Raw genomic sequence first — 25,389 nt, 5'->3', positions numbered from 1 at the left:
CGCCATGCCGCCGCTGCTCACGGAGGAGGAACACGGTGAAACCACAGCGAACAGTCATCGCCCTGATGGCGGTCGCTCTCCTGGTGGCAGGGTGCGGCCGGGAGAGCGGAGCGCGCGAAGACGGTGCGAGCGGTCCGGCGGCTGCCGCGTCAGGCGACTTCGGCACGCTCAGCGATGTCTGCACGCCGGGCACGCCGGGCAGCGCGCAGGCCCAGGGCGTGACGGCGACCGAGATCGAGGTCGGTGTCTTCTCCGACATCGGCTTCACCAAGAATCCCGACTTCGTCGACGCGGCCAAGGTTTTCACGTCGTGGTGCAACGCGGCGGGTGGAATCAACGGCCGCAAGATCGTCACCAACCTGCGCGACACCAAACTGATGGAGGTTCGCCAGCGCATGCTCGAGGCCTGCCGGGAGGACTTCGTCCTGGTCGGCGGCAGCGCCGCGCTCGACGGTCTCGGCGTCAAGGACCGGCTCGAATGTCTGCTGCCGGAGTTCCCGGCGCAGGTCTCCCAGACCGCCAACACCGGCTCGGACCTGCAGCTGGGCGCGGGCTCGTCGATGTCGGAGAACGTGAATCCCTATACGGGATTCCAGGATTGGCTGATCAACGAGGCCTTCCCCGGGTCCAAGAGCTCCATCGGCATGATCAACGGCGACTCGCCGATCACCAAGGTCATGGGCGACAAGCTCACCGAGTCGCTCACTGCCGCCGGGGCGAAGATCGCCTACAGCGACCTGTACCCGATCTCGGGTGTCTCGGACTGGACGCCCTACGCCCAGGCCATCAAGGCCGCCGGGGTGAAAGGCCTGATCTTCTACGGTGACTTCCGCTACCTGGCGAAGCTCCAGGACGTGCTGACCAGCATGAACTACAAGCTGGACTGGATCGACGCCAATGCCAACTCCTACAACCAGGTGTTCCTGGACTCGGCGAAGAGCTCACTCGGACAGCAGAACAACGTGCTCGACATGAGCGGCACCGCACCGCTGGACGCGGCCGACCGGGTGCCCGCGGTGCACCAGGTGAAGGACCTCTTCCAGCAGTATGCCCCGGGCAGCGCCATCACCTTCCAGGTGCTGCGCGCCTTCCAGTCCTGGCTGTTGTTCGCGAAGTCGGCCACCGCCTGTGGTGCCGATCTGACCCGCGCCTGCGTCTACAAGACCGCGGCGAAGGAGACGGCCTGGACCGCAGGCGGTTTGCAGGCACCGGTCGACCTGTCCAAGCCGCTGGCCGACCAGACCCGCTGCTTCAACGTGCAGCAGGCCGGTCCGGACGGATGGAAGTCCGCGCAGTTCTCGCCGAACACCGACGGGCTCTACCGCTGCGGCTTCACCCCGTACCGGTACAAGGCGGACTTCGGTCAGCCGATGACCCTGGCCTCGGTGAACAAGAGTCTCGCGGATCTGAAGTGACGGAGCGCGTCCGCTGATGGAGCAATTCCTCGCCTTCGGCATCGTCGGCCTGAGTACCGCCGCGATCTACGCCGTGATCGGCAGTGGCCTGGTACTCACCTACACCACCACCGGGGTGTTCAACTTCGCGCACGGTGCCGCGGGCATGGTCTCGGCCTTCGTCTACTGGCAGTTGTCGGTGGGCTGGGGCTGGCCGGTTCCGCTCGCGCTGGCCGCGGTGCTGCTCGTCTTCGCCCCGGCCTTAGGTCTGTTCTTCGGCCGGACCCTAGCTCCCACCCAGGGTTTGGGCGACGCCGAGAAATTGGTGATGACCATCGCGCTGCTCAGCGGGTTGATCGTGCTGGCGCGCTGGATCTGGAATCCGAACGAATCGCGGTCGCTGCCGCGCTTCTTCCCCGACCAGCCGTCGCTCGATCTGGGCGTGGTGACGTTGACCTGGCACCAGGCCCTGACCATCGCGGTCGCGATCGCGGTGGCGATCGCGCTGCGGATCCTGCTGTACCGCACCCGAACCGGGGTGGAAATGCGGGCCACGGTCGATGACCGCGCCCTGGTGGGGCTCACCGGCGCCGACCCGCAGCGGGCCAACCGGATCGCCTGGATCCTCGGCATCGAGCTGGCCGCGATCGGCGGCATCCTGATCGCGCCGATGGTCACGCTGGACGCGGCGCAACTGTCGCTGTTGATCGTGAGTGCCTACACCGCGGCCATTTTCGGGCGGCTGCGCAATCTGCCGATGGTGTTCGCCGGCGCGGTGGTCGTCGGTCTGCTGGAGAGCTACCTGACCGGGTACCTGCCGCAGAACGAATACCTGCCGGGGCTGCGGCTCGCCGCGCCCGCGCTGTTGCTGTTCGTCGCGCTGTTGTTGTTCCCGCACGGCCGGTTACGCGGGCGCGACCGGCGGGTGGGCGCGGTGCCGCTGCCCACCCTCGGCGGATCGGCCGTCTTCGCGGCGGTGATCGTCACGCTGGGGCTGATGCTGGCGACGATGCTCAGTGAGCCGGATCTGATCACCTACGGCGCCATGTTCGCCTGGGGCGTCATCGCGCTGTCGTATGTGCCGCTGCTCGGGTTCGCGGGGCAGATCTCGCTGTGCCAGCTCGGTCTGGCCGGTATCGGCGCGGTGGCCTACGGGCATCTGGGACCGGACGGTCAGTGGTGGGCACTGCTCGCGGCCATGGGTATCGCGGGACTGGTCGGCGCGGTGATCGCGATTCCGGCACTGCGGCTTTCAGGTGTCTACCTGGCGCTGGCCACCGCGGCCTTCGCGGTCGTGCTCGACCGCTGGATCTTCACGCTGCCCGCCTTCGAGGTCTTCGGGGTGCGGATCGCGCTGTTCGATCAGGGCTCGGTGTCGATCGCCGGGCCGGACCTGTTCGGGCTGAAGGTGGAGACCACGGGAGGGATCACCGTGTTCGCCGCGGTCTGCCTCGCCCTGGCGGGTCTCGGCGTCGCGCTGTTGCGGCGCAGCCGGTTCGGCAGGCGGCTGATCGCCCTGCGCGACAGCGAGGCCGCCTACGCGACCCTGGGCGGCAGCCTGCTGCTGGCGCGGGTGGCGGTGTTCGCGCTCTCGGCGGCGCTGGCCGGCCTGGGCGGCGCGCTGTACGGAATGCAGGTGCGGGCCGTGGCGCCGGACCAGTTCAACCTGGTGGCCGGGCTGCCGATCTTCCTGATCGTCACCATCGCCGGTCTCGGCGCCGTCGGAGCGGGCATGTTCACCGGTCTGGTGTTCGCGGGTCCGCTGAACGTGATTCCGGTGTTGTGGCCCGGGCTGCTGAATCTCTCGCAGGTGCTGCCGTCGGTGGCCGGCATCCTCTTCGGTGGCGGCGTGCTGAAGGACGGCGCGATCGCTCCGCTGCGCCGGGAGTGGTTCCCGATGCTGCGCGACCGGGTGGTGGCTCCACTGCTGGTGCTCGTCGTCCTCGGGCTGTGGGGCCTGCGGCTGCTCGAGGCGATCGACGGCTGGGCCTTCACCGGCGGTGCCGTCGTCGCCATCGTGACGGCGCGGATCTGGAACTCGGTGCGCGATCGCCCCGCGGCCGATCCGTCGGTGGTGCCGGTCGAATGGTGGGGCATCCGGCGGCCCTGGACACCCGAGGACGAGGAGGTGCTCGACCGTGCCGTCACTACTGGAAGTTGACGATGTCACCGTCGTGTTCGGCGGAAACCGGGCGTTGGACGCCGCCACCCTGCGCGCCGAGGCCGGCGCGATCACCGGCTTGATCGGCCCCAACGGTGCGGGCAAGAGCACCCTGTTCGACGTGATCTGCGGGCTGCGTACCCCGGTGCGCGGACGGGTGCGCCTCGGCGGTCGCGACATCACCCGTGCCGGACCCGCCCGCCGGGCCAGGCACGGCATGGCGCGCACCTTCCAGCGGCTCGAACTGTTCGGCCGGCTCAGCGTGCGCGACAACCTCCTGGTCGCCGCCGAACTCGGGCCGGACCGGCGCCGGGCCGGACAGGTCGTCGACGACATCATCGACCGGTTCGGCCTGGCCGCGGTCGCCGACGCCTGCGCCGACGAATTGCCCACCGGCACCGGACGACTGGTCGAAGTCGGCCGGGCGGTCGCGGCCCGGCCGAGCGTGATCCTGCTCGACGAACCCGCCGCGGGCCAGGACCACACCGAAACCGAGCGCTTCGGGGAACTGCTGCGCGCCCTCGCGCACGAGGGCGCGGCGGTGCTGCTGGTGGAACATGACATGGGCCTGGTGATGAACGTGTGTGACGCGGTCTACGTCCTCGACCTCGGCCGGGTGATCGCCTCCGGGCCGCCCGCGACGATCCGTGCGGACGAGGCCGTCCTGGCCGCCTACCTGGGGGACCTGTGACCACCGTGCGGCCGGCCACCGCGGTGGTCCCGGCCGAGACCACCGACTCGGCGCCCCTGCTGGCATTGCGGGGTGTGCGCGCCGCCTACGGCGCCATCACCGTGCTGCACGGCGTGGATCTCGAGGTCGCGGCAGGCCGGGTCGTCGCGCTGCTCGGGCCCAACGGCGCGGGCAAGACGACGGCACTGAACGTGGTGGCCGGAACCCACCCGGTGACGGCAGGTGGTCTGGAGCTGGGCGGGCGCGACGTCAGCGGCGCGACGGCCCGCGATCTGGCCCGCGCCGGGGTCTGCCTGATCCCGGAAGGCCGCGGCGTGTTCCCCAATCTCACTGTGCGCGAGAACCTGTGGATGATGACCTGCACGGGTCGTACCCGCGCACAGATCGAGGAGATCGCCTTCGACCGGTTCCCGATCCTGCGCACCAGGGCGGGCCAGGTGGCAGGCACCATGTCCGGCGGCGAACAGCAGATGCTGGCGCTGGCCAGGGGACTGGCCACCGACCCGGCGGTGCTGCTGCTCGACGAATTGTCCATGGGCCTGGCGCCGCTGGTGGTCGAGCGGCTCTACGAGCAGGTCGCCGAGATCGCCCGCCAGGGGGTGGCGGTGCTCGTGGTCGAGCAATTCGCCGCCGCCGTCCTCGACATCGCCGATCACGCGGCCGTCCTGGTGCGCGGACGCATCGTGCGCCAAGGACATCCGGACAGCGGACTCCGCAACGAATTGGCCGCCCTCTATCTAGGAAGTGACCCATCATGACCGAATCCCGCGCGGACCGTTTCGCCCGAGACCTGCGAGAACTCAAGATTCCCGACCCGTCGGCAGGCCGTTCCGGACTGTGGCTGCGCACCGGTGTGGTGCTCATGGTGGCCGGGCCCGTGCTCGCCGCGCTGGCCTACCTGATGTCACACGGCACCACCGACCCACTGGCCCAGCGAGACGCGATCGTGCTCGCGCTGGGTGGCGTGGCCGCCGCCGTCAGCGGCGCCGCGGTGTTCCTGCGCTATTCGCTGACCGACTTCCTGCGGTTCTGGCTGGCCCGCCAAGCCTACGAACTGGACGGACTCGCCGCACGGACGATTCGGGAGCCGGTGGCGTCCGGATCGGCCGACTGAGGAGGGGGACCGCACGATGCCCGAAGGTATGCATTTCGACCTGTCCGAGGACCAGGAGCTGATCCGTTCCTCGGTCGCCCAGCTGTGCCGCAAGTTCGACGACCAATACTGGCTGGAACACGACCGGGACCACGAATTCCCCACCGAGTTCTACCGGGCGATCGCGAGCGGCGGCTGGCTCGGCATCACCATTCCCGAGGAATACGGCGGGCACGGCCTCGGCATCACCGAGGCCACCCTGCTGGCCGAGGAGGTGTCGCGCTCCGGCGGCGGGATGAACGCCGCGAGCTCGATCCACATGTCCATCTTCGGGATGCAGCCGGTGGTGGTGCACGGCTCCGAGGAACTCAAGCAGCGCACCCTGCCGCGGATCGCCGCCGGTGACCTGCACGTGTGCTTCGGCGTCACCGAACCCGGTGCGGGACTGGACACTCCGCGCATCACCACCTCGGCCCGCCGCGACGGCGACCACTACGTGGTGAACGGGCGCAAGGTGTGGATCTCCAAGGCGCTCGAGTCGGAGAAGATCCTGCTGCTGACCCGGACCACGCCCTACGACGAGGTCGAGAAGAAGACCGACGGCATGACCCTGTTCCTGACGGACCTGGACCGCGCCCACGTCGACATCCGCCCGATCGCCAAGATGGGCCGCAACGCGGTGAGCTCGAACGAGCTGTTCATCGACGATCTGCGGGTGCCGGTCGAGGACCGGGTCGGCGAGGAGGGGCAGGGCTTCCGCTACCTGCTCGACGGTCTCAACCCCGAACGCATGCTGATCGCGGCCGAGGCGCTGGGCCTGGGCCGGGCGGCCCTGGACCGGGCGGTGCGCTACGCCAAGGAGCGCGTCGTCTTCGACCGCCCGATCGGCAGCAATCAGGGCATCCAGTTCCCCCTGGCCGACTCGCTGGCCCGTCTCGACGCGGCCGAGCTGGTCCTGCGCAAGGCGACCTGGCGCTACGACAACGGGAAATCCTGTGGGCGCGAGGCGAACACGGCCAAGTACCTGTGCGCCGACGCCGGCTTCACCGCGGCCGATCGCGCCCTGCAGACCCACGGCGGGATGGGGTACGCGGAGGAGTACCACGTCTCACGCTACTTCCGGGAGTCACGGGTGATGCGGATCGCGCCGGTCAGCCAGGAAATGATCTTGAACTTTCTGGGCACACACGCCCTGGGACTGCCGAGGAGCTACTGATGGCACCGCAGACACTGTTCGACCTCACCGGCCGTTCCGCGCTGGTGACCGGGGCGGCGGGTGGCATCGGCGCGGCCGTCGCCCAGGCCCTCGCCACGGCGGGCGCCGCGGTGCTGGTGACCGATCTGGACGGTGCGGCCGCGGCCGCCGTCGCGGAGAAGATCACCGGAAACGGCGGCACCGCCGCGAGTTTCGCCTTCGACGTCACCGACGCCGACGCGGCGGCCGACGCCGCCGAGCGGGCGGCCGCCCTGGCCGGTGGCGCGCTGCACATCCTGGTCAACAATGCCGGGGTGACCGCACCGGCGATGCTGAACAAGACCACCGGGGAGTCGGTACGGCGCCTGTTCGACATCCACGCGCTCGGGGCCATCCAGTGTGTCCAAGCGGCACTGGAGTACCTGCCCACCGACGGCACCGGGCGGATCATCAATGTCACCTCCGCGGCCGGGATCGTCGGCACGCTCGGCCAGGTGAACTACTCCGCGGCCAAAGCCGCGGTCATCGGCATCACCAAGTCGATGGCGAAAGAGCTGGCGCGCAAGCAGATCCTGGTCAACGCGGTGGCCCCGCTGGCCGCGACCACGATGACGCACGCCATCCGCACCGACGACCGGTTCGCGCCGCAGATGCTGGACCGGATCCTGTTGCGCCGCTGGGCCGAACCGGAGGAGGTGGCCGGCGCATTCGTGTTCCTGGCCTCTGACGCCGCCTCCTTCGTCACCGGGCAGGTGCTGCCGGTGGACGGCGGCACGGTGATCTGATGACGCCGGTGGACTCACCCGCGCCCGCGCCGCTGGCCGGGATCACTGTGATCGCGCTGGAGCAGGCCGTCTCGGCGCCCATGTGCACGCGGGTGCTGGCCGATTTCGGTGCCCGGGTAATCAAGGTCGAGAACCCGGTGGGCGGTGATTTCGCCCGGCACTACGACGATGTGGTGCTCGGGCAGGCCGCGCATTTCGTCTGGGTGAACCGGGGCAAGGAGTCGATCGCCCTCGATCTGAAAACCTCTGCAGGGCTGGATATCCTGCATCGGCTGCTGAGCGGTGCCGATGTGCTGGTCTCCAATCTCGCCCCGGGCGCGACCGCTCGGCTCGGCTTGTCGCCGGAGGACCTCGCCGCCCGGTATCCCTCGCTCGTCGCGGTCGAGATCGACGGGTTCGGCCGCAACGGGCCGCTGTCGCACAAACGCGCCTACGACCTGCTGGTGCAGGCCGAGGCGGGGGTCTGTGCGGTGACAGGGACCGCGGGGCAACCTGCCAAACCCGGTCCACCCGTGGCGGATGCGACCACCGGGCTGTACGCGGCGCTCTCGATCATGATGTGCCTGTACCGGCGTGACACCGGCGGGCCCGAGCGTATCGACCTCCCGGTGACCGGCGCGGGCATCGGCATCAGCCTGTTCGACACCATGGCCGAACTGATGGGCTACCACCTCACCTACGCTCGCCACGCCGGCGTCGATCAGGAACCCCTCGGCATGAGCTCACCCGCGGTCGCCCCGTACGGCGCCTACCCGACCGCCGACGGCCACACGGTTGTCCTGGGCACCACCAACGACGGCGAATGGCAGCGCCTGGCCACGACGATCCTGCAACGCCCGGATCTGGCTGCCGACAACCGACTCCGCACCAACCCCGGTCGCACCGCGCACCGCGCAGAACTCGACGCGGCGATCACCGCCTGGTGTTCGCGCCACAGCCTGGCGGAAATCCAGCGGATCGCAGACACCGCCGGTATCGGGAACGCCCGCTACAACCGGCCCAGTGATGTTCTCGCCCACCCGCAGCTGGCGCAGCGCGACCGGTGGCGCGAGATCGACACCCCCGCCGGTGCAATCTTGTCGCTTCTGCCGCCCGCGATCATCGCAGGCTACGACCCACCCATGGGCCCGGTGCCCGCCCTCGGCGCCGACACCTACCGCGTTCTGAACGACATCGGCTGCACAGCAACGGAAATCGAGCATCTGCGCACCACCGGTGTGATCATGCCGGCACCGCGCACGGAGGCAGTGACATGAACGGCGGCCGCGGCAAGGCTCCGACGAGCAGCTCCGGAAACGTCCTCGCCGGTCCTTTTACACCGGCCGGGGCTGCATCCGGACCCGCACGGTGGCGCCCGCGCCCGGCCTGCACCGGCCCGCACGGGCTCGCACCGAGTGCGCTCGTCGGCGCAGCAGTCGCTACGGGCGCCGCACCGTGTCGTCGTTCGCGCCATCATGACCGGGCACGGTGCATCGCCGGTGCGCCGCGACTGGCACGGCGTGCGCCCGATGCGAGCATTCGGACTGATGAGCAGCGTCGGACGGGAGTTCGTGGGCGGCATGTCACCAGAGCCTGTGCCGGATGGAGGTTGCGCCGTGACCGGTGACGCCGCGGACTCGGTGCTGCTGATCGCCGACCGCGACGGCGTGCGCACCGTGACCCTGAATCGCCCACACCGGCGCAATGCGATCGACGCCGAGCTCTTCGCCGCCTTGGCCGACGCGCTGCGGGCGGTCGCTACCGATCGTGGTGTGCGGGCGCTGGTCCTCACCGGGGCGGGCAGCGCCTTCTGTTCCGGGGCCGATATCTCGGTGCCCGACAACGCGCATCCGATCTATCGCATGCGCCCGCTCGCCGAGGTGGCGACGTTGCTGCACGAGCTGCCGCTGCCGACGGTCGCCAAGGTCACCGGGCCCGCGATCGGCGCCGGGTGGAATCTGGCGCTCGGCTGCGATCTGGTGATCGCGACGCCCGAATCGACCTTCGCGCAGGTATTCACGGCCCGTGGGCTCACCCTCGATCTGGGCGGTTCGTGGCTGCTGCCCCGGCTGGTGGGGATGCAGCAGGCCAAGCGGTTGACGCTGCTGGCCGAGACCATCGATGCCACCGAAGCACACGCGCTGGGGTTGGTCACCTGGATCAAGCCCGCGGACGAGATCGACGCGTTCACCGACGATCTCGCCGCCCGGCTGGCCACGGGCCCGCCGGTCGCGCTGGCCCAGACCAAGGCGCTGCTGCACGAAGGCGCCGACACCACCCTGCGCCAGGCGCTCGCCGCCGAGTCCCGTGCGCAGGGCCTGAACTTCGCCACCGCCGACGCGCCGGAAGCCTTCGCCGCGTTCGCCGAACGGCGCGAGCCACGCTTCACCGGGCGGTGGACGGTGCAACGTCCACCGATCCGTCCCACGAGCTCCGAGAACGGGAGATAGGCATGCCCGAGGTAGTCATCGCCGGCGCGGTCCGCACCGCGGTCGGCAAACGCAACGGCGGTCTGGCCGGGGTGCACCCGGCGGACCTGTCCGCCCGCGTGCTCACCGCCCTGGCCGAACGCACCGGCCTCGATCCGGTTGTCGTCGACGACGTGGTGTGGGGCTGTGTCTCCCAGGTGGGCGACCAGTCGAGCAATATCGGCCGGTACGCGGTACTGGCCGCGGGCTGGCCGGAGAGCGTGCCCGGCACGACGGTGAACCGCGCCTGCGGGTCCAGTCAGCAGGCCGTCGACTTCGCCGCCCAGGCGGTCATGTCGGGGATGGCCGATGTCGTGGTGGCCGGCGGGGTCGAGGTGATGAGCCGGGTGCCGCTGGGTGCCGCCAAAGCCGGTGGCGCGCCGTACGGTCCGCAGGCGCTGGCCCGCTACGACGGCTTCTCCTTCAACCAGGGCGTCTCGGCCGAACTCATCGCCGAGAAGTGGGGCCTGGACCGTACCCGCCTTGACGAGTTCTCGGTGCTTTCCCACGAACGCGCTGCCGCCGCCCAGGATGCGGGCGCTTTCACCGAGCAGATCGTGCCCGTGGCCACCGACGACGGTGTGATCGAGGTCGACGAGGGCATCCGGCGGGGGACCAGCGTGGAGAAGCTGGCGAAGCTGGAGCCGGCCTTCCGTGACGACGGAGTCATCCACGCGGGCAACTCCTCCCAGATCTCCGACGGTGCCGCCGCGCTGGTGCTCACCACCCCGGCGAAGGCGCGCGAACTGGGACTCACCCCACTGGCCCGCTATCGGGCGGGCGCGGTGGCCGGTTCGGACCCGGTCCTCATGCTGACCGGCCCGATTCCCGCCACTGAGAAGGTGCTGCGCCGCGCCGGGCTCACGCTGTCCGAGATCGGGGTGTACGAGGTGAACGAGGCCTTCGCGCCGGTGCCGCTGGCCTGGCTGGCCGAGACCGGCGCCGACCCGGCCCGGCTCAACCCGCTGGGCGGGGCGATCGCGCTCGGACACCCGCTCGGCGGATCGGGCGCAGTCCTGCTGACCCGCATGCTGCATCACATGCGCGACAACGGGATTCGCTACGGCCTGCAAACCATGTGCGAAGGCGGCGGCACCGCCAACGCCACCATCGTCGAGCTCGTCTGAGACCGGGGAGAAGACGTGCGTCGTGAATTGTTCACCCCTGATCACGAGGCGTTCCGCGAACTGGTGCGCGGCTTCGTCGAGAAGCGCATTGTGCCGAACTACGCGGATTGGGAACGCGCCGGGCGAATGCCGCGCGAGATCTTCACCGAGATGGGCGAACTCGGCCTGCTCGGCATCGCGCTGCCCGAGGAGTACGGTGGCGCGGGCCTGCGCGACTACCGCTACAACGTGGTCCTGCAGGAGGAGTCCGCCCGCGCCCTGGTGACCCTCGGGACCGTCCGCACCCAGCTCGACGTCATCCTGCCGTACTTCCTCGAGTATGCGAACGCCGCGCAACGCGAGCGCTGGTTCCCCGGCCTGGCCGACGGATCACTGCTCACCGCCATCGCCATGACCGAGCCCGGTACCGGCTCCGACCTGGCCGGGATGCGCACCAGCGCGGTACGCGACGGCGACCACTACATCCTCAACGGCGCCAAGACCTTCATCACCGGTGGGCTGCTCGCCGATCTGGTGATCGTCGTGGCGCGCACCGCCACCGACCCCGGCAACCGCAGGGCTGGACTCACCCTGCTGGTCGTCGAGGACGGGATGGCTGGCTTCGAGCGCGGCCGGGAACTGGAGAAGATGGGCTGCAAGGTGCAGGACACCATGGAGCTGTCGTTCACCGATGTGCGGGTGCCGGTGGCCAACCGGCTGGGCGAGGAGGGTGCCGCCTTCGGCTATCTCGGCCACAACCTGCCCCAGGAACGGCTCACCGTCGCGGTCGGCTCGGTCGCCCAGGCGCGTGCCGCGATCGGCGCCACCGTCGAATACACCAGGGAGCGTAAGGCTTTCGGTACACCAGTGGCCTCGTTCCAGAACACCAAGTTCGAGCTGGCCGCCCTGTCCACCGAAGTCGAGGCCGCGCAGACCATGATCGACCGGGCCGTGACGGACCTGGTCGACGGCGTACTCTCCGGCGCCGACGCCGCCCGGGTGAAACTGTTCTGCACCGAGGTACAGGCCCGCACCGTCGACCGCTGCCTGCAACTGTTCGGCGGCTACGGCTACATGACGGAATACCCGATCGCCCGCCTCTACACCGATGCGCGCGTGGCCCGCATCTACGCTGGAACCAGCGAGGTGATGAAGATGATCGTCGCCAGAGACCTCGGCCTGTCCTGACGCAACGTGAAAAGCGCCGGAATCCCACGATCCCGGCGCTTTTCACGGTCTCTCAGGCCGTCGGCGCGTACCCGAGGATGCCCTTGATCTCGACGTAGTCGTCGAAACCGAACGCACCCCATTCGCGGCCGTTGCCGCTCCTGCGGAACCCACCGAACGGGCAGTGGAAATCGAACCCGTCGTTGATCGAGACGTACCCGGCCCGGATGCGGTGCGCCACCGCCCGTGCCTGGTCGAGGTCGGCGCCGGCGACGTTGCCCGCCAGCCCGTACTCGGTGTCGTTGGCGATCTCCACCGCGTGGTCGATGCTGTCGTAGGCCAGGATGGTCAGCACCGGGCCGAAGATCTCCTCGCGCGCGATCGTCATGTCGTTGGTGACGTTCGCGAACACCGTCGGCTTGACGTAGTAGCCCTTCGTCAGCCCGTCGGGACGGCCGGTGCCGCCGACGACCAGGGTCGCGCCCTCGTCGATACCCCGCTGGATGAGCCACTGGACCTTGTCGAACTGCGCCTTCGACACCACCGGGCCGAGGGCGACCTCGGTGGTCGGATCGCCGACGGTCAGCTGCTCGGCGGCTGACTTCGCCGCCGCGATCGCCTCGTCCATGCGGGCGCGCGGCACGAGCATCCGGGTCAGCGCGCTACAGGTCTGACCGGAGTTCATCATCAGCGGACCGATCCCCGCCGCGACATTCGCCGCGAACTGCTCGTCGTCGAGCACGATATTGGGGCTCTTGCCGCCGAGCTCCTGGGTGACCCGCTTGACGCTGGGCGCGGCGGCGCGGGCCACCTCGATCCCGGCCCGGGTGGAACCGGTGAAGGAGATGACATCGACCTCCGGGTGCGCGGCCAGCGGCGCGCCCACCCCGGGCCCGTCACCGTGGACCAGGTTGAACACGCCCGCGGGCACCCCGGCGGCGTCGAGCACCTCGGCGAAGATCTGCGCGCTGAACGGCGACTGCTCCGAGGGCTTGAGCACGACCGTGCAGCCGGCGGCCAACGCGGGGAACACCTTCACCGCGATCAGGCTCAGCGGCCAGTTCCACGGCGTGATCAGCCCCGCGACGCCGATCGGCTCGCGGGCGATCAGGGTGGCCCCGCGCTGCTCGGTGAACGGGTAGTCACGCAGCACCTCGATGGCGGTATCGAGATGTCCGGCAACCAGATTCAGCTGGAACCCGTTGGCCAGCGCGGCCGGGGCGCCCATCTCGGCGGTCAGCGCGGCCGCGATGTCGCCGCGGCGGCGTTCGAACTCGGCACCGATCGCGGTCAGTACGGCGAGGCGGTCGTCGACCGAACTCGCCGACCAGCTCGGGAACGCGCCGCGCGCGGCGGCCACCGCCCGGTCGATATCGGCCGCGGTGCCCGCGGCGACGGTGCCGTAGACCTCTTCGGTGGCCGGGTCGACGACCTCGAAGGTCGCGGTGCCGGCGGGCTCGATCCATTTACCGCCGACATAGAACGTGGAGATATCCGGCATGACTACTGGGTTCCTTCCGCGTACCAGGTGCGGAACTCGTCGTAGGAGGGCATCTCCTCGGAGTTCGCCTTCGGGTCGACGGCCACGTGGATCACGCCCGGTCTGCCGCTGGCGTAGGCCCGTTTGATCGCCGGCGCGATGTCCTCCTCGCGCTCGACGTACTCGCCGTAGCAGCCGAAGCCCTCGGCGACCTTGTCCAACCGGGTCCCGGTGCCCCAGTGCACGCCGGTCTCGAGCGAGCCCTGCCCGAAGGTGCGTTTGTACACGCCGACCTCGAGACCCCACGCGTAGTCGACCGCGACCACCGAGACCAGCGGAAGGTTCAGGCGCACCGCGGTTTCCAGTTCCGCGATCTGGAACTGGAACGAGGAGTCGCCGGAGATCAGCATCACCGGGCGTTTGCGGCCCTCGGCGACCGAGGCGCCGACCGCGTAGGGCAGGCCGGTGCCGAGGTGGCCGAAGTTCTGGTTCCAGATCACGTCGTGCGGCTTGGCCTGGGAGTAGGTCCAGCCGAAGATCGTGGTGGCGCCGCCGTCGCGGACCATGATGCCGTCGGCGGGAAAAGCCTTGGTGGCCTCCACGATCAGCCGCGCCGGATGCACCGGGGTGCGCCCGGACGGCGCGGTCTCGGCGAGTTCGGCCAGCCGCGCGGTGTCCTGCTCGATCCAGCCGGCGAGTTCCGGAGTGGCGGTGCGCGGGGTGTCGCGCAGTGCTTCGACCAGCTGCGGCACGATCGCGCGCAGGTCGCCGACCAGCGGCACATCGATCGACCGGTTGACCCCGATCGCGGTCGGATCCTGTTCGATCAGAATCCATTTCCGGTTCGCCTCGTTGGCGACCCAGTGCCTGCCACGCCCGTAGTGCACCGGCTCACCCAGCTCGGTGCCGATCGCCAGGCACAGATCCGACTGCACCACGGCCTCGACCGCCGACGGGGAGAACCCGTACGGGAAGGTGCGGTCCTCGAGGCCCTCGATATAGGAGGTGCCGCCGGAGGTCTGGATCACCGGAACCGCCAGCAGCTCGGCCAGTTCCCGCACCGACGCACCGGCGCGGGCGGTGTGCGCACCGTGACCGACCAGCAGAATCGGCTGCTTCGCCGCCCGCAGCAGGTCGACCGCCTCGGCGATCTTGTCCGCGCCCGCCGTCTGGCCGACCAGGCGATACCCGGACGGTGGCAGGGGAGCGGGCACATCCAGTTCTTCGAGGATGACGTGCGAGGGGTATTCGATATAGACCGGGCCGGGCGTTCCGGTGAGTGCCTTGCGCAGGCCCTCGCGGATGATCTCGTCGGTCTGGTCGGCGTATTCGATGCTGGCGCTGTACTTCACCGAGTTCTCGAACAGCGCAGCCTGTTTGACGAACTGGATGCGGCCGCGCCGCACCCGCTGCTCGGTGATCCGGGCGCGCTGACCACCCAGGAAGATCACCGGCGAGTTCTCCACTTTCGCGCACATCATCGCGCCGGCGAGATTGGCGACGCCGGGCCCGAGGGTGCCGATGCACACCGCCGCCGTGCCGGTCATCCGGGAGACCGCCTCGGCCATGAAACCGGCCGATTCCTCGTGATGCGGTGCGATGACGTTCCACCCGCGTTCCTCCGCGAGATGGAACATGTGCACGAAGTTCGGATCCGGGATCCCGAAAATTGTGGTGATGCCTTCGGCTTCGAACAGCTGAAGGATCCGTTCATAGACCTTGACCGACATGCCGGTGTGCCTCCGTCACTAGCGCGAAACTCTTCCTGAGGTGATCTGTGTGACCGGCCGGAACCGGCGGCAGGATCCACGAGTCCGTGGTGTCACGGATCGCGTCGATCTGCTCGCCGACCTGCTCGATCGTCCACGAGGGCCGATGGACCCCCGGGGTTTCGGCGATATAGGCCCGGCCCACCCGTCCGGCGACGGCCACCAGCATCTCGCCGGTGATCGAGCAGGATTCGTGGGCGAGCCACCCGACCGCCGGGGCGGTGAGTTCGGGTCCCATCGGCGGATAGGCGGAGGTGTCGAGTCCGTCCGCCAGCCGGGTCACCGCGGCGGGCACGATGACATTGCTGGTGATGCCCGAGTCCGCGCCCTCGAGCGCGACGACATTGGACAGCCCGATCATCCCGGCCTTGGCCACCGCGTAGTTGGCGACGCCCTTGTTGCCGTAGAGCCCGCCGATCGAGGAGGTGAGCACGACGCGGCCGTACCCGGCCTCGGCCATGACCGGAAAGGCCGGGCGCACCACATGGAACGCCCCGCGCAGGTGCACATCGAGCACCGACTCGAAGTCCGCGTAGCTCAGCTCGCGCAGGGTGCCGTAGCGGACATTGCCCGCGTTGTGCACCAGGATGTCGAGCCGCCCGAAGTGCGTCAGCGCGGCGTCGACGATCGCGCGCCCGCCCTCGGGCGTGGCGACGGACTCGCCGCACGCGACGGCTTCGCCACCCGCCGCGCGGATCTCGGCCACCACCTCGGCGGCGGGATCGCCCTCGACGGTGTCGCCGCGGACACTGCTGCCCAGATCGTTGACCACGACCTTGGCGCCCCGCGCGGCCAGCAGCAGTGCGTAGGCGCGGCCCAGACCGCGCCCCGCGCCGGTGATCACGGCGACACGATCGTCGAATCGCAACGTCATCTGCTCAGCTCCAGGCCGGGCAGGTCCCCGCTGTCGCGCCACGCCCGCAGGAGGTCACCGAAGGCGTAGAAGCCGGGCCAGTACGGTTCGCCGAGGTGTGAGCGGATGGTCTGCTCGCCCTCGTTGTTGTAGTAACCGGGAGTGCATTCCCGCTGGAAAGTGCTGTTGTCGACCGCGGTTTCGCGCACCGTGGTCACCCACTCCCGCACCGCTTCGGCGGTGGGCTCGACCGTGGTGGCCCCGGTGTCGACGGCCTGTTTCAGGATGTAGGCGATGTGCTCGGCCTGCTGGTCGAACATGTCGGTGGTGCTCGCGGTGACTCCGCCCTGGAGGAACCCGGTGAAGAAAAGGTTCGGGAAGCCGCGGGTGGTGAGGCCGTGCAAGGTCTGATAGCCCTCGCCCCAGTGCTCGTAGAGCGAGCGGCCGTCGCGGCCGGCGAACGGCGCGATGCCGAAGCGGCGGTCCAGGTCGGTGGTGATCTCGAAGCCGCTGGCGAAGATGATGCAGTCCACCGTGTGCTCGGTGCCGTCGGCGACGATGCCCCGGGCCGTGATGCGCTCCACGCCTTTGGTTTTCGCGACATCGACCAGGGTCACGTTGTCGCGGTTGAAGGTGGGCAGGTACTGGTCGTTGAAGCACGGCCGCTTGCACAGGAACCGGTAGTACGGCTTGAGCGCGGCCGCCGTGGCCGGATCGGTGACGATCTCGTCGACGCGCCTGCGCACGCGCTCCATCGCCTTGTAGTCCTCGATCTCGCGCAGCTCCAGGAACTTCTCCGGTGTCAGCGTCGTCCACCCGCCGGTGGCGCTGAGATGCGCCTCGAGGTTGCGGCTGACCTCGGTCCAGCCGTCGCAGATCAGGTCGGCCTGGCCCGGAGTGAACGCCTCGAACGCGGCGGTGTGGAAGTTGCGCTTGCGCTCGCGGGTCCAGCCCGGCTGCACCGAGGCGGCCCACTCCGGATCGGTCGGCACGTCACCGCGCTCGTAGACATAGGAGGGGGTGCGCTGGAAGACGTAGAGGTGCTCGGCGGTTTCGGCCAGGTGCGGCACGATCTGGATGCCGCTGGCACCGGTGCCGATCACCGCGACCTTCTTGCCCGCGAGCTTGTCCAGCCCGCCCCGCATACTGCCGCCGGTGTAGTCGTAGTCCCAGCGCGCGCTGTGGAAGGTGTGGCCGGCGAACTCCGAGATACCGGGGATACCAGGCAGTTTGGGCTTGTTGAACGGGCCCTGCGCCATGATCACGAAGCGGGCGCGCAGGTCGTCGCCGCGGTTGGTGCCGATGCGCCAGCGGTCGAGCTCGTCATCCCAGTGCAGCGATTTCACCAGCGTGCTGAAGATCGTGCGGCCGTAGAGGTTGTAGTGCTTGCCGATGCGCTGCGCGTGCTCGAAGCACTCGTCGCCGCGCGCGTACTTCTCGGTCGGCATGTAGCCGGTTTCCTCGAGCAGCGGCAGATAGGCGTAGCTGTCGGTGTCACATTGGATGCCGGGATACCGGTTCCAATACCACGCGCCACCGAAATCGCCGGCCAGCTCGATGATCCGGAAGTCGGTGACCCCGGCCTCCTCGAGCCGGGCGGCGGCGAGCAGACCCGCCCAGCCACCGCCGAGGATCGCGATGCCGATGTCGTCGGTGATCGGTTCCCGGGGGACGACTCTCGTGTACGGGTCGCCCTCGTAGAAGTCGGTGAAGCCATCGTCGGTCACCAGGTACTGACCCTGGCCCTCGGTGCGCACGCGCTTGTCGCGTTCGGCGAGGTAGGTGGCCCGGAGTTCCTCGACATCGACGTCGGGGGTCTGCGTGGGTGCGCAGTCGCTCATGCGGATTTCCTTGCTGGAGGGTGATTCACGCGAGATCACGGGGAGCGCCGGTGTCCATATACCGGGCGAGGTTGTGGTGCAGGTTGACCACGCTGCGTTCGCGATAGGGGTTGGGCTTGGGGCCGGAGAAGCCCCGCGACTTCATGCCCTGCTGGACCGCGGCCATATTGTCGAAGTCCTGCGGCAGCACGGTGCGCCAGCCGGGGTCGCCGACGGGGGTGTATTCCCATTCGGTCTGCGGCTCTTCGCCTTCCGGAAACAGTTCGAAGACCGCGGCCTCGAAGATGCACTTGTCCGGATCGGTGCCGAAGGGGCGGAACCGGTAGCAGAGCATGTTGTTGACCGCGTGCCCGATCTGGAAGTTCGGGAAGATCTGCCAGGCGGTGCCGCTCTTGGCGACGATGTCGGGCTCGACCTTGGGCCAGTCGACCCCGCGCGCCTGATCCTCGGCCCTGGCCGTCTCGAGCCAGTAGCGCAGCACCTGGTCGGACGGGGTGTCCTCAGGCAGTTCGTCGACCAGCCGGTTGGCTACGTCGACCAGGGTGCGGGTGGTGTTGGTGTTGGCGTTCTCCCAGGTGAAGTTCTGCAGCTGGGCGGTGGAGACTCGGGCGTCGGCGCCGCCGCCGACGCGCAGCTTGGCCTGGTTCTCCTCCATGCCCTTCGGGGCGTCGTAGCCGATATTGCTGTGCTTGCCCTGTGCGCGGGCCCAGCCGAGGAAGGAGCCGAAGTTCGAGAACTCCGGGTGGGTGTAGGGGACGTGGTAGGTCTCCATGAACGCCTCGAAGGCGACCTTCCAATTGCAGTCGAAGGTCAGCCATTTGCGCCACCGGTAGCGCATCTTCTCCAGCTCGAAGTGCTCGAGCAGGCTCGCGGCGGGTTCGAGATAGTCGCGCAGCGATTCGCCGTCGGGGTCCATGGTGATCCAGACCCAGCCGCCCCAGGTGTCGACCCGGACCCGCTGGAGTCCGTCGTTGCGGTCGGTGAGACCGCACGGCCAGTCCTCGCGTTCGGCGACGAAGGTGTTGCGGCCTTCGAGGTCGTAGCGCCAGCCGTGGAAGTTGCAGGTGAACTGGCGGGCCTGTCCGCGACCGTCGTGCGCGCCCGGGGGAGTGTCGACGAGTCGGCGGCCCCGGTGCGCGCACACATTGTGGTAGGCGCGCAGGGTCTCCGGCGTGGTGCGGACGACGATGATGGAGTCCGCGCCGATCTCGTAGGTCAGGTAGTCGCCGACGCGGGGGATCTCCTCCACCCGGCAGACCTGCTGCCACACCTTGGCCCACAGGCGGTCGCCCTCAGCTCTGGCGTACTCGGGGGAGATGTAGGCCTCGACGCCGATCGTCATCGGGGTCGACAGCGGGTCGGCGGCGGGATCGGTGGTGTTCTCGGCGGTTTCGGTCATGACATCCTCCTGATGCACACCGTGGTTCGTCAGCGGGTGATGGCGGCGCGGAAGTCCTCGTTCTCGAGGAACAGCGAGGTGTGGTCACCGCCCAGATGGGTCCAGCGCAGATTCAGGCCGCCGTCCACGAGCAGCGTCTGGCCGGTGAGATAGGTCGACAGGTCAGAGAGCAGGAACAGGATCGGGCCGGCCTGTTCTTCGGGCTGACCGCGCCTGCCCATGGTGATGGCGCGCCGGTCGCGGTCGGGGTCGGCGCCGACGTAGGCCCGTGAGGCCGGGGTCTCGGTGACGCCGGGGGCGACGGCGTTGACCCGGATGCCGTCCTGGGCCAGTTCCACGGCCAGCGTCCGGGTGGCGGCCACGAGTGCGGCTTTGGCTGTGCCGTAGGCGATGTGGAAGGGCGCGGTGTTCATCCCGCTGATCGAGGAGACCGAGACGATCGACCCCGGGCTGCCCTGTTCGCGCAGCGCCCTGGCCACGCCCTGGCTCATGAAGAACATGGTCTCCAGGTTCTGGGCGAACAGCGCGCGCCAGTCCTCGCGGGTGACGCGGGTGGCCGGCATCCAGGTGGCCGGGTCCGCGCCGCCCGCCACATTCACCAGCCCGTGCAGGCTGCCGGGCAGGTCGGCGACCCGGTCCAGGACCGTGGCGATCCCCTCGTCGGTGCTCGCGTCCGCGGCGACGGGGATCACCGAAAGTCCTTCGGCAGCGAGGGGATTGATGTGGGTGTCGAGATTGTCCGTGGACCGGCTCACCGCCACCACGGTCGCCCCGGCGGTGGCGACCAGGCGGGTGACCGCCGTGCCGATGCCACCGCCGCCCGCACCCGAGACGATGACGATCCTGTCCCGCAGACCCAGGCCCTCGAAGCCCGCCGCCGCGCTCATGCCGGTGGCCGCAGCGTGAGTACGCTGCCCTCGGCGTCGGCGGAGAGGTAGACGGTGCCGTCGGGTCCGGCGGTGATACCCGCGAACGGACCCATCGGACCGGAGAACGGTGGCGTGCCGAGCAGCGGCTTGGCGACCACGCCTTCGGGCACGCCCACCGGCAGGTTCGCTGCGAGCACGCTGCGCACCTTGGTCGCGAGGTCGAACTCGATCAGCGCCTTGAGGCCGACGTCGACGATGAGCAATTGGTTGCCGCGCACCAGGATTCCGTGCGGTGTGTCCAGTCCGTCGACGACGGTGTCCACTCCGCCGCTGCCGATCGAGACGATCCGCCCACTGCCGGACTCGGATACCAGCACGGTGTCGTCGGGGCCGAGAGCCACGCCGAGCGGGCGATCCAAGCCACTCGCCAGCACCTCGACCGTGCCGCCGCGCAGCGAAAGGACCTGGCCCGCACCGAATTCGGCGGCCACCACGGTGCGGTCCGCGGTGACGGCGATGCCGTAGAGCTGGTCGAAGCCCTCGGCCAGGACCTCGGTGACCGGCTCGGGACCCGGCCGGTAGGAGGCGATCTCGCCCGAGGAGGTGGCCACCAGCAGCTCGCCGGGGCCCACCGCGGTGACCCCGCGCACGTAGCCGGGGGTGTTGAGGCTGAACAGCGAGGCGACCTGGGTCAGCCCGGCATCGCCGAATACATAGAGGTAGGTGCCGTCGGCGACGTAGAGGGTGCCGTCGGAAGCCACGGTCAGATCCAGCGGCCACATGAGGCCGCCTTCCAGGATCGACTCGGTCGCGCCGCCGGCGAGTATTTCGGTGATCTCGCCGGTGAAGCTCGACACGAACAGCCGGTTGCCGACGAAGGTGCAGTTGTCCAGGCCGGGCTCCAGCGCGGCCAGCACCCGCCGCTCACCGGTGCGCGGATCGATCCGCAGCACCTCGCCGGTGCCGACCTGGGTCGAGACGAGGAACCCTTCGGCATCGAACTTGACCGAGTCGGGCACGCCGAGATCGCCGACGACACGTTCGGGTTCGCCGCCGTCGGGATCGATACGCCAGATGTCGTTGGTGCCCATGACCGGGTAGTAGAGGAGTCCGTCGGGCCCGAACTCCATGGCATTGGGCATCGGCAGGTTGTCCTGCAGCACGCGCGGTGCGCTGCCGTCCAGCGGCAGTTCCATCAGGCGTCCACCGACCCGGCATTCGTTCACGAACAGCCTGCCGTGGTGGAAGGTGATGCCGTTCGCGCCGGGCAGGTCGTCGCGCAGTACCCGCGAGGTGCCGTCGGTGTGGCGCACGCTGACGCGGGCGTCCATGTACTCGGTGGCGATGAGATTGCCCTCGGTGTCGAAGGCGAGATCGTCGGGGGCGACGATCTCGCCGCCCTTCGCGCTGACGGTCTCGAGCTCGCCGGTGCCGACATCGAGCGCGCTGATCTGGCTACCGGCCACCTGCGCGACATAGATGCGGTTGTCCGCGCCGGTCCGTAGGCCGTTGGCGCCGAAGAGGCGGCTCGGTGGTGTCAGCCGGCGCAGGCTCCAGCCCTCGGCGACGGTGAATGGTGTCTCGCTGCGGTAGCGCGCCCCTCGGGTCACTGCGGGGCCCTCCCCTACGGTCGGATCAGTGGGTGTTGCGGGTCACCGTACGTCAATCCTCGCAATGATTGCAATACTGGGCTCGGTCGGTGAAATCGCTGCTCAGCGCGCCCTTTCCGAATCCGGGCACGGCTGTATGACGAGGCGCTCCGAGGTGGTGTCACGGTGTCGCGAGGGCGACGATCGAGGTCGGGCGGGCTCGTCGAACGGCAAGGGAACTAGATATGCAAGATTCTGAGAATTAGATTATCCAAGATGTGGTGCCGACGGACTGATATCCGTGAATCCGCTGGTACGGGCGAGATCTGGCTCAGATGCGGGTGCTCGGCCGCATCCGTGCGGTCGGCCGCGCGCCTTGGGGCGATGCGCTGATCATGTCGGCGTCGTATCGCTCGAGTACGAGGCTCTGGGTGGCCGAGAGGTGACTGCGGTAGAGCCGCTCGGCCTCGGCGGCGCGACCTGCCTCGATCTCGCGCGCGATCCGGCGGTGGGTGCGCACGGCGGCGTCGGCCTGCTCGCGGGAGGGGTACGAGCCCTCCTGGGTGAGCTCGAGGGCCCATGCCTGCTCCTGCGCCGACCACAGGGTGACCAGCGAACTCACCATGTAGCGGACGGTGAGATTGGGCGTATGGGTGACGATCAGATCGTGGAATTCCCTGGCGGTATGGGTGAATTCGGCCCCGTCGTCGAGCAGTTCGGCGGACTTCTCGACATTCTCGAGCAGGGCGGGCACCACGGTCGTCGCCCGGTCGGCCCGGCCCGCGCACGCGGCCGCGCACAGGGGTTCGAGCATGCGCAGGCCCGCGGCCAGATCGCCGAGCGTCACCCGGGCGCCCTGCAGGGCGAGGCCGAGGTGATAGGCGGCCGAGGATTCGTCGGGCCGATGCACCTCGGCGCCACCGACATTGCCGCGGCGGACGGTGACCAGGCCCTCGGTCTCCAGGATGCGCAGCGCCTCGCGGATCGACGGGTAGCTGACGCCGAAGTCCTGGACCAGCTGGTCCTGGGTGGGGAGCCGATAGTCCGCGTCGCCGGTGAGGATGCGGGCGCGCAGTTCGGCGGCGACCGTCTCGGCGATGCGGCGCTGCGGGACCCGGCCCCGGCGCGGGGCGGTCACGCGGCTCGCCTGTCGCGCACTGCATCCCGGGTCGTCGTCTCCGCCATGGGCGCAGTCTAATCGGGGCGTCGTTGACCCCACAAATATTGCTATCCTTATGAGGATTGACGTACTGTGCGTCGTATGGACTTCACCATGGGCGAAGCCGCGGCGGGTCTGCGCAGCGAGCTCCGGCGGTCGATCGCCGCGGAGGTTCCGGCCGATTTTCTCGGCGCGTTCACCGACGATCCCGCGGATCTGGCGACGGCTCAGCGATTCTGTGGCGTGCTCGCCGATCGTGGCTTGCTCTGTGCGGCATGGCCGCGGCGCTTCGGCGGGCAGGGCGCGTCGGTGTGGGAGCAGACCGTGGTGCGCGAGGAGATGTGGGCCCACCACGAACCGCGCGGTGCGCAGTACATGGGCGTCAATTGGGTCGGGCCCACCCTCATGCGGCACGGCACCGCCGAGCAGCAGCGCCTGCACCTGCCGCCCATCGCGGCGGGCGAGGTGATCTGGTGCCAGGGCTTCTCCGAGCCGGACGCCGGGTCGGACCTGGCCTCGCTGCGCACGACCGCGCGCCCCGACGGCGATGGCTGGCGGATCTCCGGGCAGAAGATCTGGACCTCCTACGCCACCATGGCGCAGTGGTGCTTTCTGCTCGCCCGCACCTCGACCGGTGGCCGTAAACAGCAGGGGCTCACGGTGTTTCTGCTGCCCATGACGGCGCCCGGTATCGAGGTCCGCCCGATCCGCTCCATGCTCGGGCCACATCACCTCAACGAGGTCTTCTTCGACGACGTGCGGGTCGGCCCGGCCGACGTGCTCGGCTCCGTGGACGAGGGCTGGGCCGTGGTGCAGGAGGTGCTGGCCTTCGAACGGGTCGGCATCGCCCGCTACGCCCGCTGCGAACGACTGCTGCACCTCGCGCCGACCGCGCTCGGCGACCGCTGGGACAGCCTGCCCCCTGCTCTGCGCGGCCGGTGGGCCCGCGCGCTGACGCGGGCCCGGCGGGCCCGGCTGCTGGCGTATCAGGTTGTCGCCCTGCAGAACACGGGTCGGGTGGCGCCCGGCGACGCCGCCGCCTACCGGATCGCGGTCACCCGGCTGGACCAGGAGAGCGCCGCGCTGCTCACCGAACTGGCCGCCCACGTACCCGACGAAGTCGGCGTGCGCCGGAACTTCCGCCGCGCCGTCGACGACCACTGGCGCTACGCGAACGCCGCGACCGTGGCCTCGGGCAGCGTCGAGATGCAGCAGATCCTGCTGGCCCGCGCGTTGCTGTCGGGAACGCGACGATCCGGGGCGGCCGCGTGAGTGCGGCCGTGCTACCACCAGGGGGCGACATGCATCTCGAATTATCCAGCGAGGCCGCCGAATTCGGCCGTCAAGCACTCCGCGCGCTGCGCGCGGCAGGCGGTGACGACCTCGTTCAGCTGGCCGAGGCCGACCCGGCGATCCGGCACACCACGATCGCGCCCGTGCTCGCGCGGCTGGGCGCATGGGACCTGAGTCCCCGGCGCGACCCGATCGAACTGGAAGCGGCCGCCGCCCTGTGCCGCAGCGCGGGCTACTGGGCCGTCCCGTATCCGGTGGCGGAGCGGCTGTCCCGCGCGGACGACCTCGACGCCGACGCCCTCGTCGTGGTGGCCGGTCCGGAGCTCGCCGCCGCGATCGCAGACCTCGACCTGCGCGTCGTCGCGGTGGATCCGGCAGGCCTGCGGTGGACCGCGACGGCTCGGTCCGGTGGTGGGACGGGTGGGGAGTTCGCTGTCCGGCTGGGTGGCGGGGCCGGGGGAGAGTTCTCGGTGCGGCTCGGTGGGGGATCCGAGGGGGCGGTCGGCGGACGTTCCGGCGCGGGAGCGGTGGCGGGAATCGTCGCCGCGGCGGGCGGGCGGATTCCGCGGGAGACAGCGTTCGTGACGCCGATTGCGTTGCGGACCTTGGATGCTCGCGGTGCGGGCAATCTGGCGCTGGCGTTGGTGCTGCCGTGCTGGACGCTGCTCGGGATGCTGGACCGCGCCATGGAACTGGCGGGCGACCACGTGCTGGTGCGTGAGCAGTTCGGGCAGCGACTGGCGGATTTCCAGTCGGTGCAGTTCCAGCTCACCGACGGGGAAGTGGAGCGCAAGGGCGTCGAGATGCTGGCCAGGTACGCGTTGTGGAGTGTCCAGACCGGGCAGCCCGGCGCGGTCGCCGACGCCCTCGCCCTGCGGCTGGCCGCCCTGGAGGCCGCCGAGATCGTCTTCCGGGTCGCGCACCAGGTGCACGGCGCGGTCGGGTTCTGCGACGAGACGACACTGTCGTGGCTTTCCCGGCACAGTCTGCCGTTGCGCAGGCTGCCGCTCGGGATCACCGGTACCGAGGACCTGCTCACCCGTCGGATCGGTGCCGACGGGCTCGCCGGTCCGTTCTCCCATCCCCGAGGGGCGTGAC

The 25,389-nt window shown here is 69.5% G+C and carries 21 protein-coding genes; 13 read left to right on the top strand and 8 right to left on the bottom strand.

Going from position 1 to position 25,389, the window contains the following annotated elements; translation table 11 throughout:
• The first annotated feature begins 35 nt into the window (after positions 1-35).
• The 11 genes from ACFYWJ_RS24020 to ACFYWJ_RS23970 all read left to right on the top strand — a co-directional run bounded on the left by ACFYWJ_RS24020 (position 36) and on the right by ACFYWJ_RS23970 (position 12,060).
• The gene (locus ACFYWJ_RS24020) at positions 36-1,415 is read left to right on the top strand and encodes an ABC transporter substrate-binding protein (protein ID WP_355278170.1); all 1,380 of its coding nucleotides are present in this window, start codon (positions 36-38) and stop codon (positions 1,413-1,415) included.
• A gap of 16 nt (positions 1,416-1,431) precedes the next feature.
• Entirely contained in the window at positions 1,432-3,555 is a 2,124-nt protein-coding gene (locus ACFYWJ_RS24015) for an ABC transporter permease (RefSeq protein ID WP_355278167.1), read from the top strand.
• Entirely contained in the window at positions 3,533-4,246 is a 714-nt protein-coding gene (locus tag ACFYWJ_RS24010; protein ID WP_355278165.1) for an ABC transporter ATP-binding protein, read from the top strand. Before ACFYWJ_RS24015 ends, ACFYWJ_RS24010 begins: the two co-directional genes overlap by 23 nt.
• Positions 4,243-5,004 (top strand): ABC transporter ATP-binding protein, encoded by a 762-nt coding sequence (locus ACFYWJ_RS24005; RefSeq protein ID WP_355278162.1) that lies wholly within the window; start codon positions 4,243-4,245, stop codon positions 5,002-5,004. Before ACFYWJ_RS24010 ends, ACFYWJ_RS24005 begins: the two co-directional genes overlap by 4 nt.
• Positions 5,001-5,360, top strand: coding sequence for a hypothetical protein (locus ACFYWJ_RS24000; RefSeq protein ID WP_355278159.1), 360 nt, complete (start codon positions 5,001-5,003; stop codon positions 5,358-5,360). The genes ACFYWJ_RS24005 and ACFYWJ_RS24000 overlap by 4 nt, the downstream gene beginning before the upstream one ends.
• 28 nt (positions 5,361-5,388) lie before the next feature.
• Positions 5,389-6,555 (top strand): acyl-CoA dehydrogenase family protein, encoded by a 1,167-nt coding sequence (locus ACFYWJ_RS23995; protein WP_355278546.1) that lies wholly within the window; start codon positions 5,389-5,391, stop codon positions 6,553-6,555.
• A complete protein-coding gene (locus ACFYWJ_RS23990) occupies positions 6,555-7,319 on the top strand; it encodes an SDR family oxidoreductase (protein ID WP_355278158.1) in 765 nt (254 codons plus the stop codon). The genes ACFYWJ_RS23995 and ACFYWJ_RS23990 overlap by 1 nt, the downstream gene beginning before the upstream one ends.
• Positions 7,319-8,575 (top strand): CaiB/BaiF CoA-transferase family protein, encoded by a 1,257-nt coding sequence (locus ACFYWJ_RS23985; RefSeq protein WP_355278156.1) that lies wholly within the window; start codon positions 7,319-7,321, stop codon positions 8,573-8,575. The genes ACFYWJ_RS23990 and ACFYWJ_RS23985 overlap by 1 nt, the downstream gene beginning before the upstream one ends.
• A gap of 339 nt (positions 8,576-8,914) precedes the next feature.
• Positions 8,915-9,748 carry an enoyl-CoA hydratase-related protein gene (locus ACFYWJ_RS23980; RefSeq protein WP_355278154.1) on the top strand — a complete coding sequence of 278 codons (834 nt, stop codon included), beginning with the start codon at positions 8,915-8,917 and terminating at the stop codon, positions 9,746-9,748.
• Between the two features lie 2 nt (positions 9,749-9,750).
• Positions 9,751-10,893, top strand: coding sequence for a thiolase family protein (locus ACFYWJ_RS23975; RefSeq protein ID WP_355278151.1), 1,143 nt, complete (start codon positions 9,751-9,753; stop codon positions 10,891-10,893).
• Positions 10,894-10,908: 15 nt separating this feature from the next.
• Positions 10,909-12,060 (top strand): acyl-CoA dehydrogenase family protein, encoded by a 1,152-nt coding sequence (locus ACFYWJ_RS23970; protein ID WP_355278150.1) that lies wholly within the window; start codon positions 10,909-10,911, stop codon positions 12,058-12,060.
• A 52-nt stretch (positions 12,061-12,112) separates the two neighbouring features.
• Here the strand turns inward: ACFYWJ_RS23970 and ACFYWJ_RS23965 are convergent, their stop codons facing one another.
• From ACFYWJ_RS23965 to ACFYWJ_RS23930, 8 genes are all read right to left on the bottom strand, one after another.
• A complete protein-coding gene (locus tag ACFYWJ_RS23965) occupies positions 12,113-13,540 on the bottom strand; it encodes an aldehyde dehydrogenase family protein (RefSeq protein ID WP_355278147.1) in 1,428 nt (475 codons plus the stop codon).
• A 2-nt stretch (positions 13,541-13,542) separates the two neighbouring features.
• Positions 13,543-15,249, bottom strand: coding sequence for a thiamine pyrophosphate-binding protein (locus tag ACFYWJ_RS23960; protein WP_355278145.1), 1,707 nt, complete (start codon positions 15,247-15,249; stop codon positions 13,543-13,545).
• A complete protein-coding gene (locus tag ACFYWJ_RS23955) occupies positions 15,230-16,162 on the bottom strand; it encodes an SDR family NAD(P)-dependent oxidoreductase (RefSeq protein ID WP_355278142.1) in 933 nt (310 codons plus the stop codon). The genes ACFYWJ_RS23960 and ACFYWJ_RS23955 overlap by 20 nt, the downstream gene beginning before the upstream one ends.
• A complete protein-coding gene (locus tag ACFYWJ_RS23950) occupies positions 16,159-17,982 on the bottom strand; it encodes an NAD(P)/FAD-dependent oxidoreductase (RefSeq protein WP_355278139.1) in 1,824 nt (607 codons plus the stop codon). Before ACFYWJ_RS23950 ends, ACFYWJ_RS23955 begins: the two co-directional genes overlap by 4 nt.
• A 25-nt stretch (positions 17,983-18,007) precedes the next feature.
• Entirely contained in the window at positions 18,008-19,381 is a 1,374-nt protein-coding gene (locus ACFYWJ_RS23945; RefSeq protein ID WP_355278136.1) for an aromatic ring-hydroxylating dioxygenase subunit alpha, read from the bottom strand.
• Positions 19,382-19,410: 29 nt separating this feature from the next.
• Positions 19,411-20,268 carry an SDR family oxidoreductase gene (locus ACFYWJ_RS23940; RefSeq protein ID WP_355278134.1) on the bottom strand — a complete coding sequence of 286 codons (858 nt, stop codon included), beginning with the start codon at positions 20,266-20,268 and terminating at the stop codon, positions 19,411-19,413.
• Positions 20,265-21,860, bottom strand: a complete 1,596-nt coding sequence (locus ACFYWJ_RS23935) for an SMP-30/gluconolactonase/LRE family protein (RefSeq protein ID WP_355278131.1) — start codon at positions 21,858-21,860, stop codon at positions 20,265-20,267. The genes ACFYWJ_RS23940 and ACFYWJ_RS23935 overlap by 4 nt, the downstream gene beginning before the upstream one ends.
• Positions 21,861-22,170: 310 nt before the next feature.
• Entirely contained in the window at positions 22,171-22,977 is an 807-nt protein-coding gene (locus ACFYWJ_RS23930) for a GntR family transcriptional regulator (protein ID WP_355278128.1), read from the bottom strand.
• A gap of 123 nt (positions 22,978-23,100) precedes the next feature.
• On the opposite strand from ACFYWJ_RS23930, the gene ACFYWJ_RS23925 reads away from it, so the two are divergent.
• Both ACFYWJ_RS23925 and ACFYWJ_RS23920 read left to right on the top strand, forming a co-directional pair.
• Positions 23,101-24,270 (top strand): acyl-CoA dehydrogenase family protein, encoded by a 1,170-nt coding sequence (locus ACFYWJ_RS23925; protein WP_355278125.1) that lies wholly within the window; start codon positions 23,101-23,103, stop codon positions 24,268-24,270.
• 29 nt (positions 24,271-24,299) lie between these two features.
• Entirely contained in the window at positions 24,300-25,388 is a 1,089-nt protein-coding gene (locus ACFYWJ_RS23920) for an acyl-CoA dehydrogenase family protein (RefSeq protein WP_355278122.1), read from the top strand.
• The last annotated feature ends 1 nt before the right edge of the window (position 25,389 follow it).

The sequence above is a fragment of the Nocardia sp. NPDC003269 genome (assembly GCF_042888005.1).
Classification (GTDB): domain Bacteria; phylum Actinomycetota; class Actinomycetes; order Mycobacteriales; family Mycobacteriaceae; genus Nocardia.
Note: the sequence above shows the minus strand (reverse complement) of the source record. Positions and strands in the feature narration are given on the sequence as shown.

Bases quoted from the DNA above. Each gene is read 5' to 3' on its own strand.
- ACFYWJ_RS23940 (WP_355278134.1), bottom strand. From the start codon at position 20,268: ATGAGCGCGGCGGCGGGCTTCGAGGGCCTGGGTCTGCGGGACAGGATC.
- ACFYWJ_RS23955 (WP_355278142.1), bottom strand. From the start codon at position 16,162: ATGACGTTGCGATTCGACGATCGTGTCGCCGTGATCACCGGCGCGGGG.
- ACFYWJ_RS23975 (WP_355278151.1), top strand. From the start codon at position 9,751: ATGCCCGAGGTAGTCATCGCCGGCGCGGTCCGCACCGCGGTCGGCAAA.
- ACFYWJ_RS23945 (WP_355278136.1), bottom strand. From the start codon at position 19,381: ATGACCGAAACCGCCGAGAACACCACCGATCCCGCCGCCGACCCGCTG.
- ACFYWJ_RS23995 (WP_355278546.1), top strand. From the start codon at position 5,389: ATGCATTTCGACCTGTCCGAGGACCAGGAGCTGATCCGTTCCTCGGTC.
- ACFYWJ_RS23990 (WP_355278158.1), top strand. From the start codon at position 6,555: ATGGCACCGCAGACACTGTTCGACCTCACCGGCCGTTCCGCGCTGGTG.
- ACFYWJ_RS23965 (WP_355278147.1), bottom strand. From the start codon at position 13,540: ATGCCGGATATCTCCACGTTCTATGTCGGCGGTAAATGGATCGAGCCC.
- ACFYWJ_RS23925 (WP_355278125.1), top strand. From the start codon at position 23,101: ATGGACTTCACCATGGGCGAAGCCGCGGCGGGTCTGCGCAGCGAGCTC.
- ACFYWJ_RS24015 (WP_355278167.1), top strand. From the start codon at position 1,432: ATGGAGCAATTCCTCGCCTTCGGCATCGTCGGCCTGAGTACCGCCGCG.
- ACFYWJ_RS23985 (WP_355278156.1), top strand. From the start codon at position 7,319: ATGACGCCGGTGGACTCACCCGCGCCCGCGCCGCTGGCCGGGATCACT.
- ACFYWJ_RS23920 (WP_355278122.1), top strand. From the start codon at position 24,300: ATGCATCTCGAATTATCCAGCGAGGCCGCCGAATTCGGCCGTCAAGCA.
- ACFYWJ_RS23960 (WP_355278145.1), bottom strand. From the start codon at position 15,249: ATGTCGGTCAAGGTCTATGAACGGATCCTTCAGCTGTTCGAAGCCGAA.
- ACFYWJ_RS24000 (WP_355278159.1), top strand. From the start codon at position 5,001: ATGACCGAATCCCGCGCGGACCGTTTCGCCCGAGACCTGCGAGAACTC.
- ACFYWJ_RS23950 (WP_355278139.1), bottom strand. From the start codon at position 17,982: ATGAGCGACTGCGCACCCACGCAGACCCCCGACGTCGATGTCGAGGAA.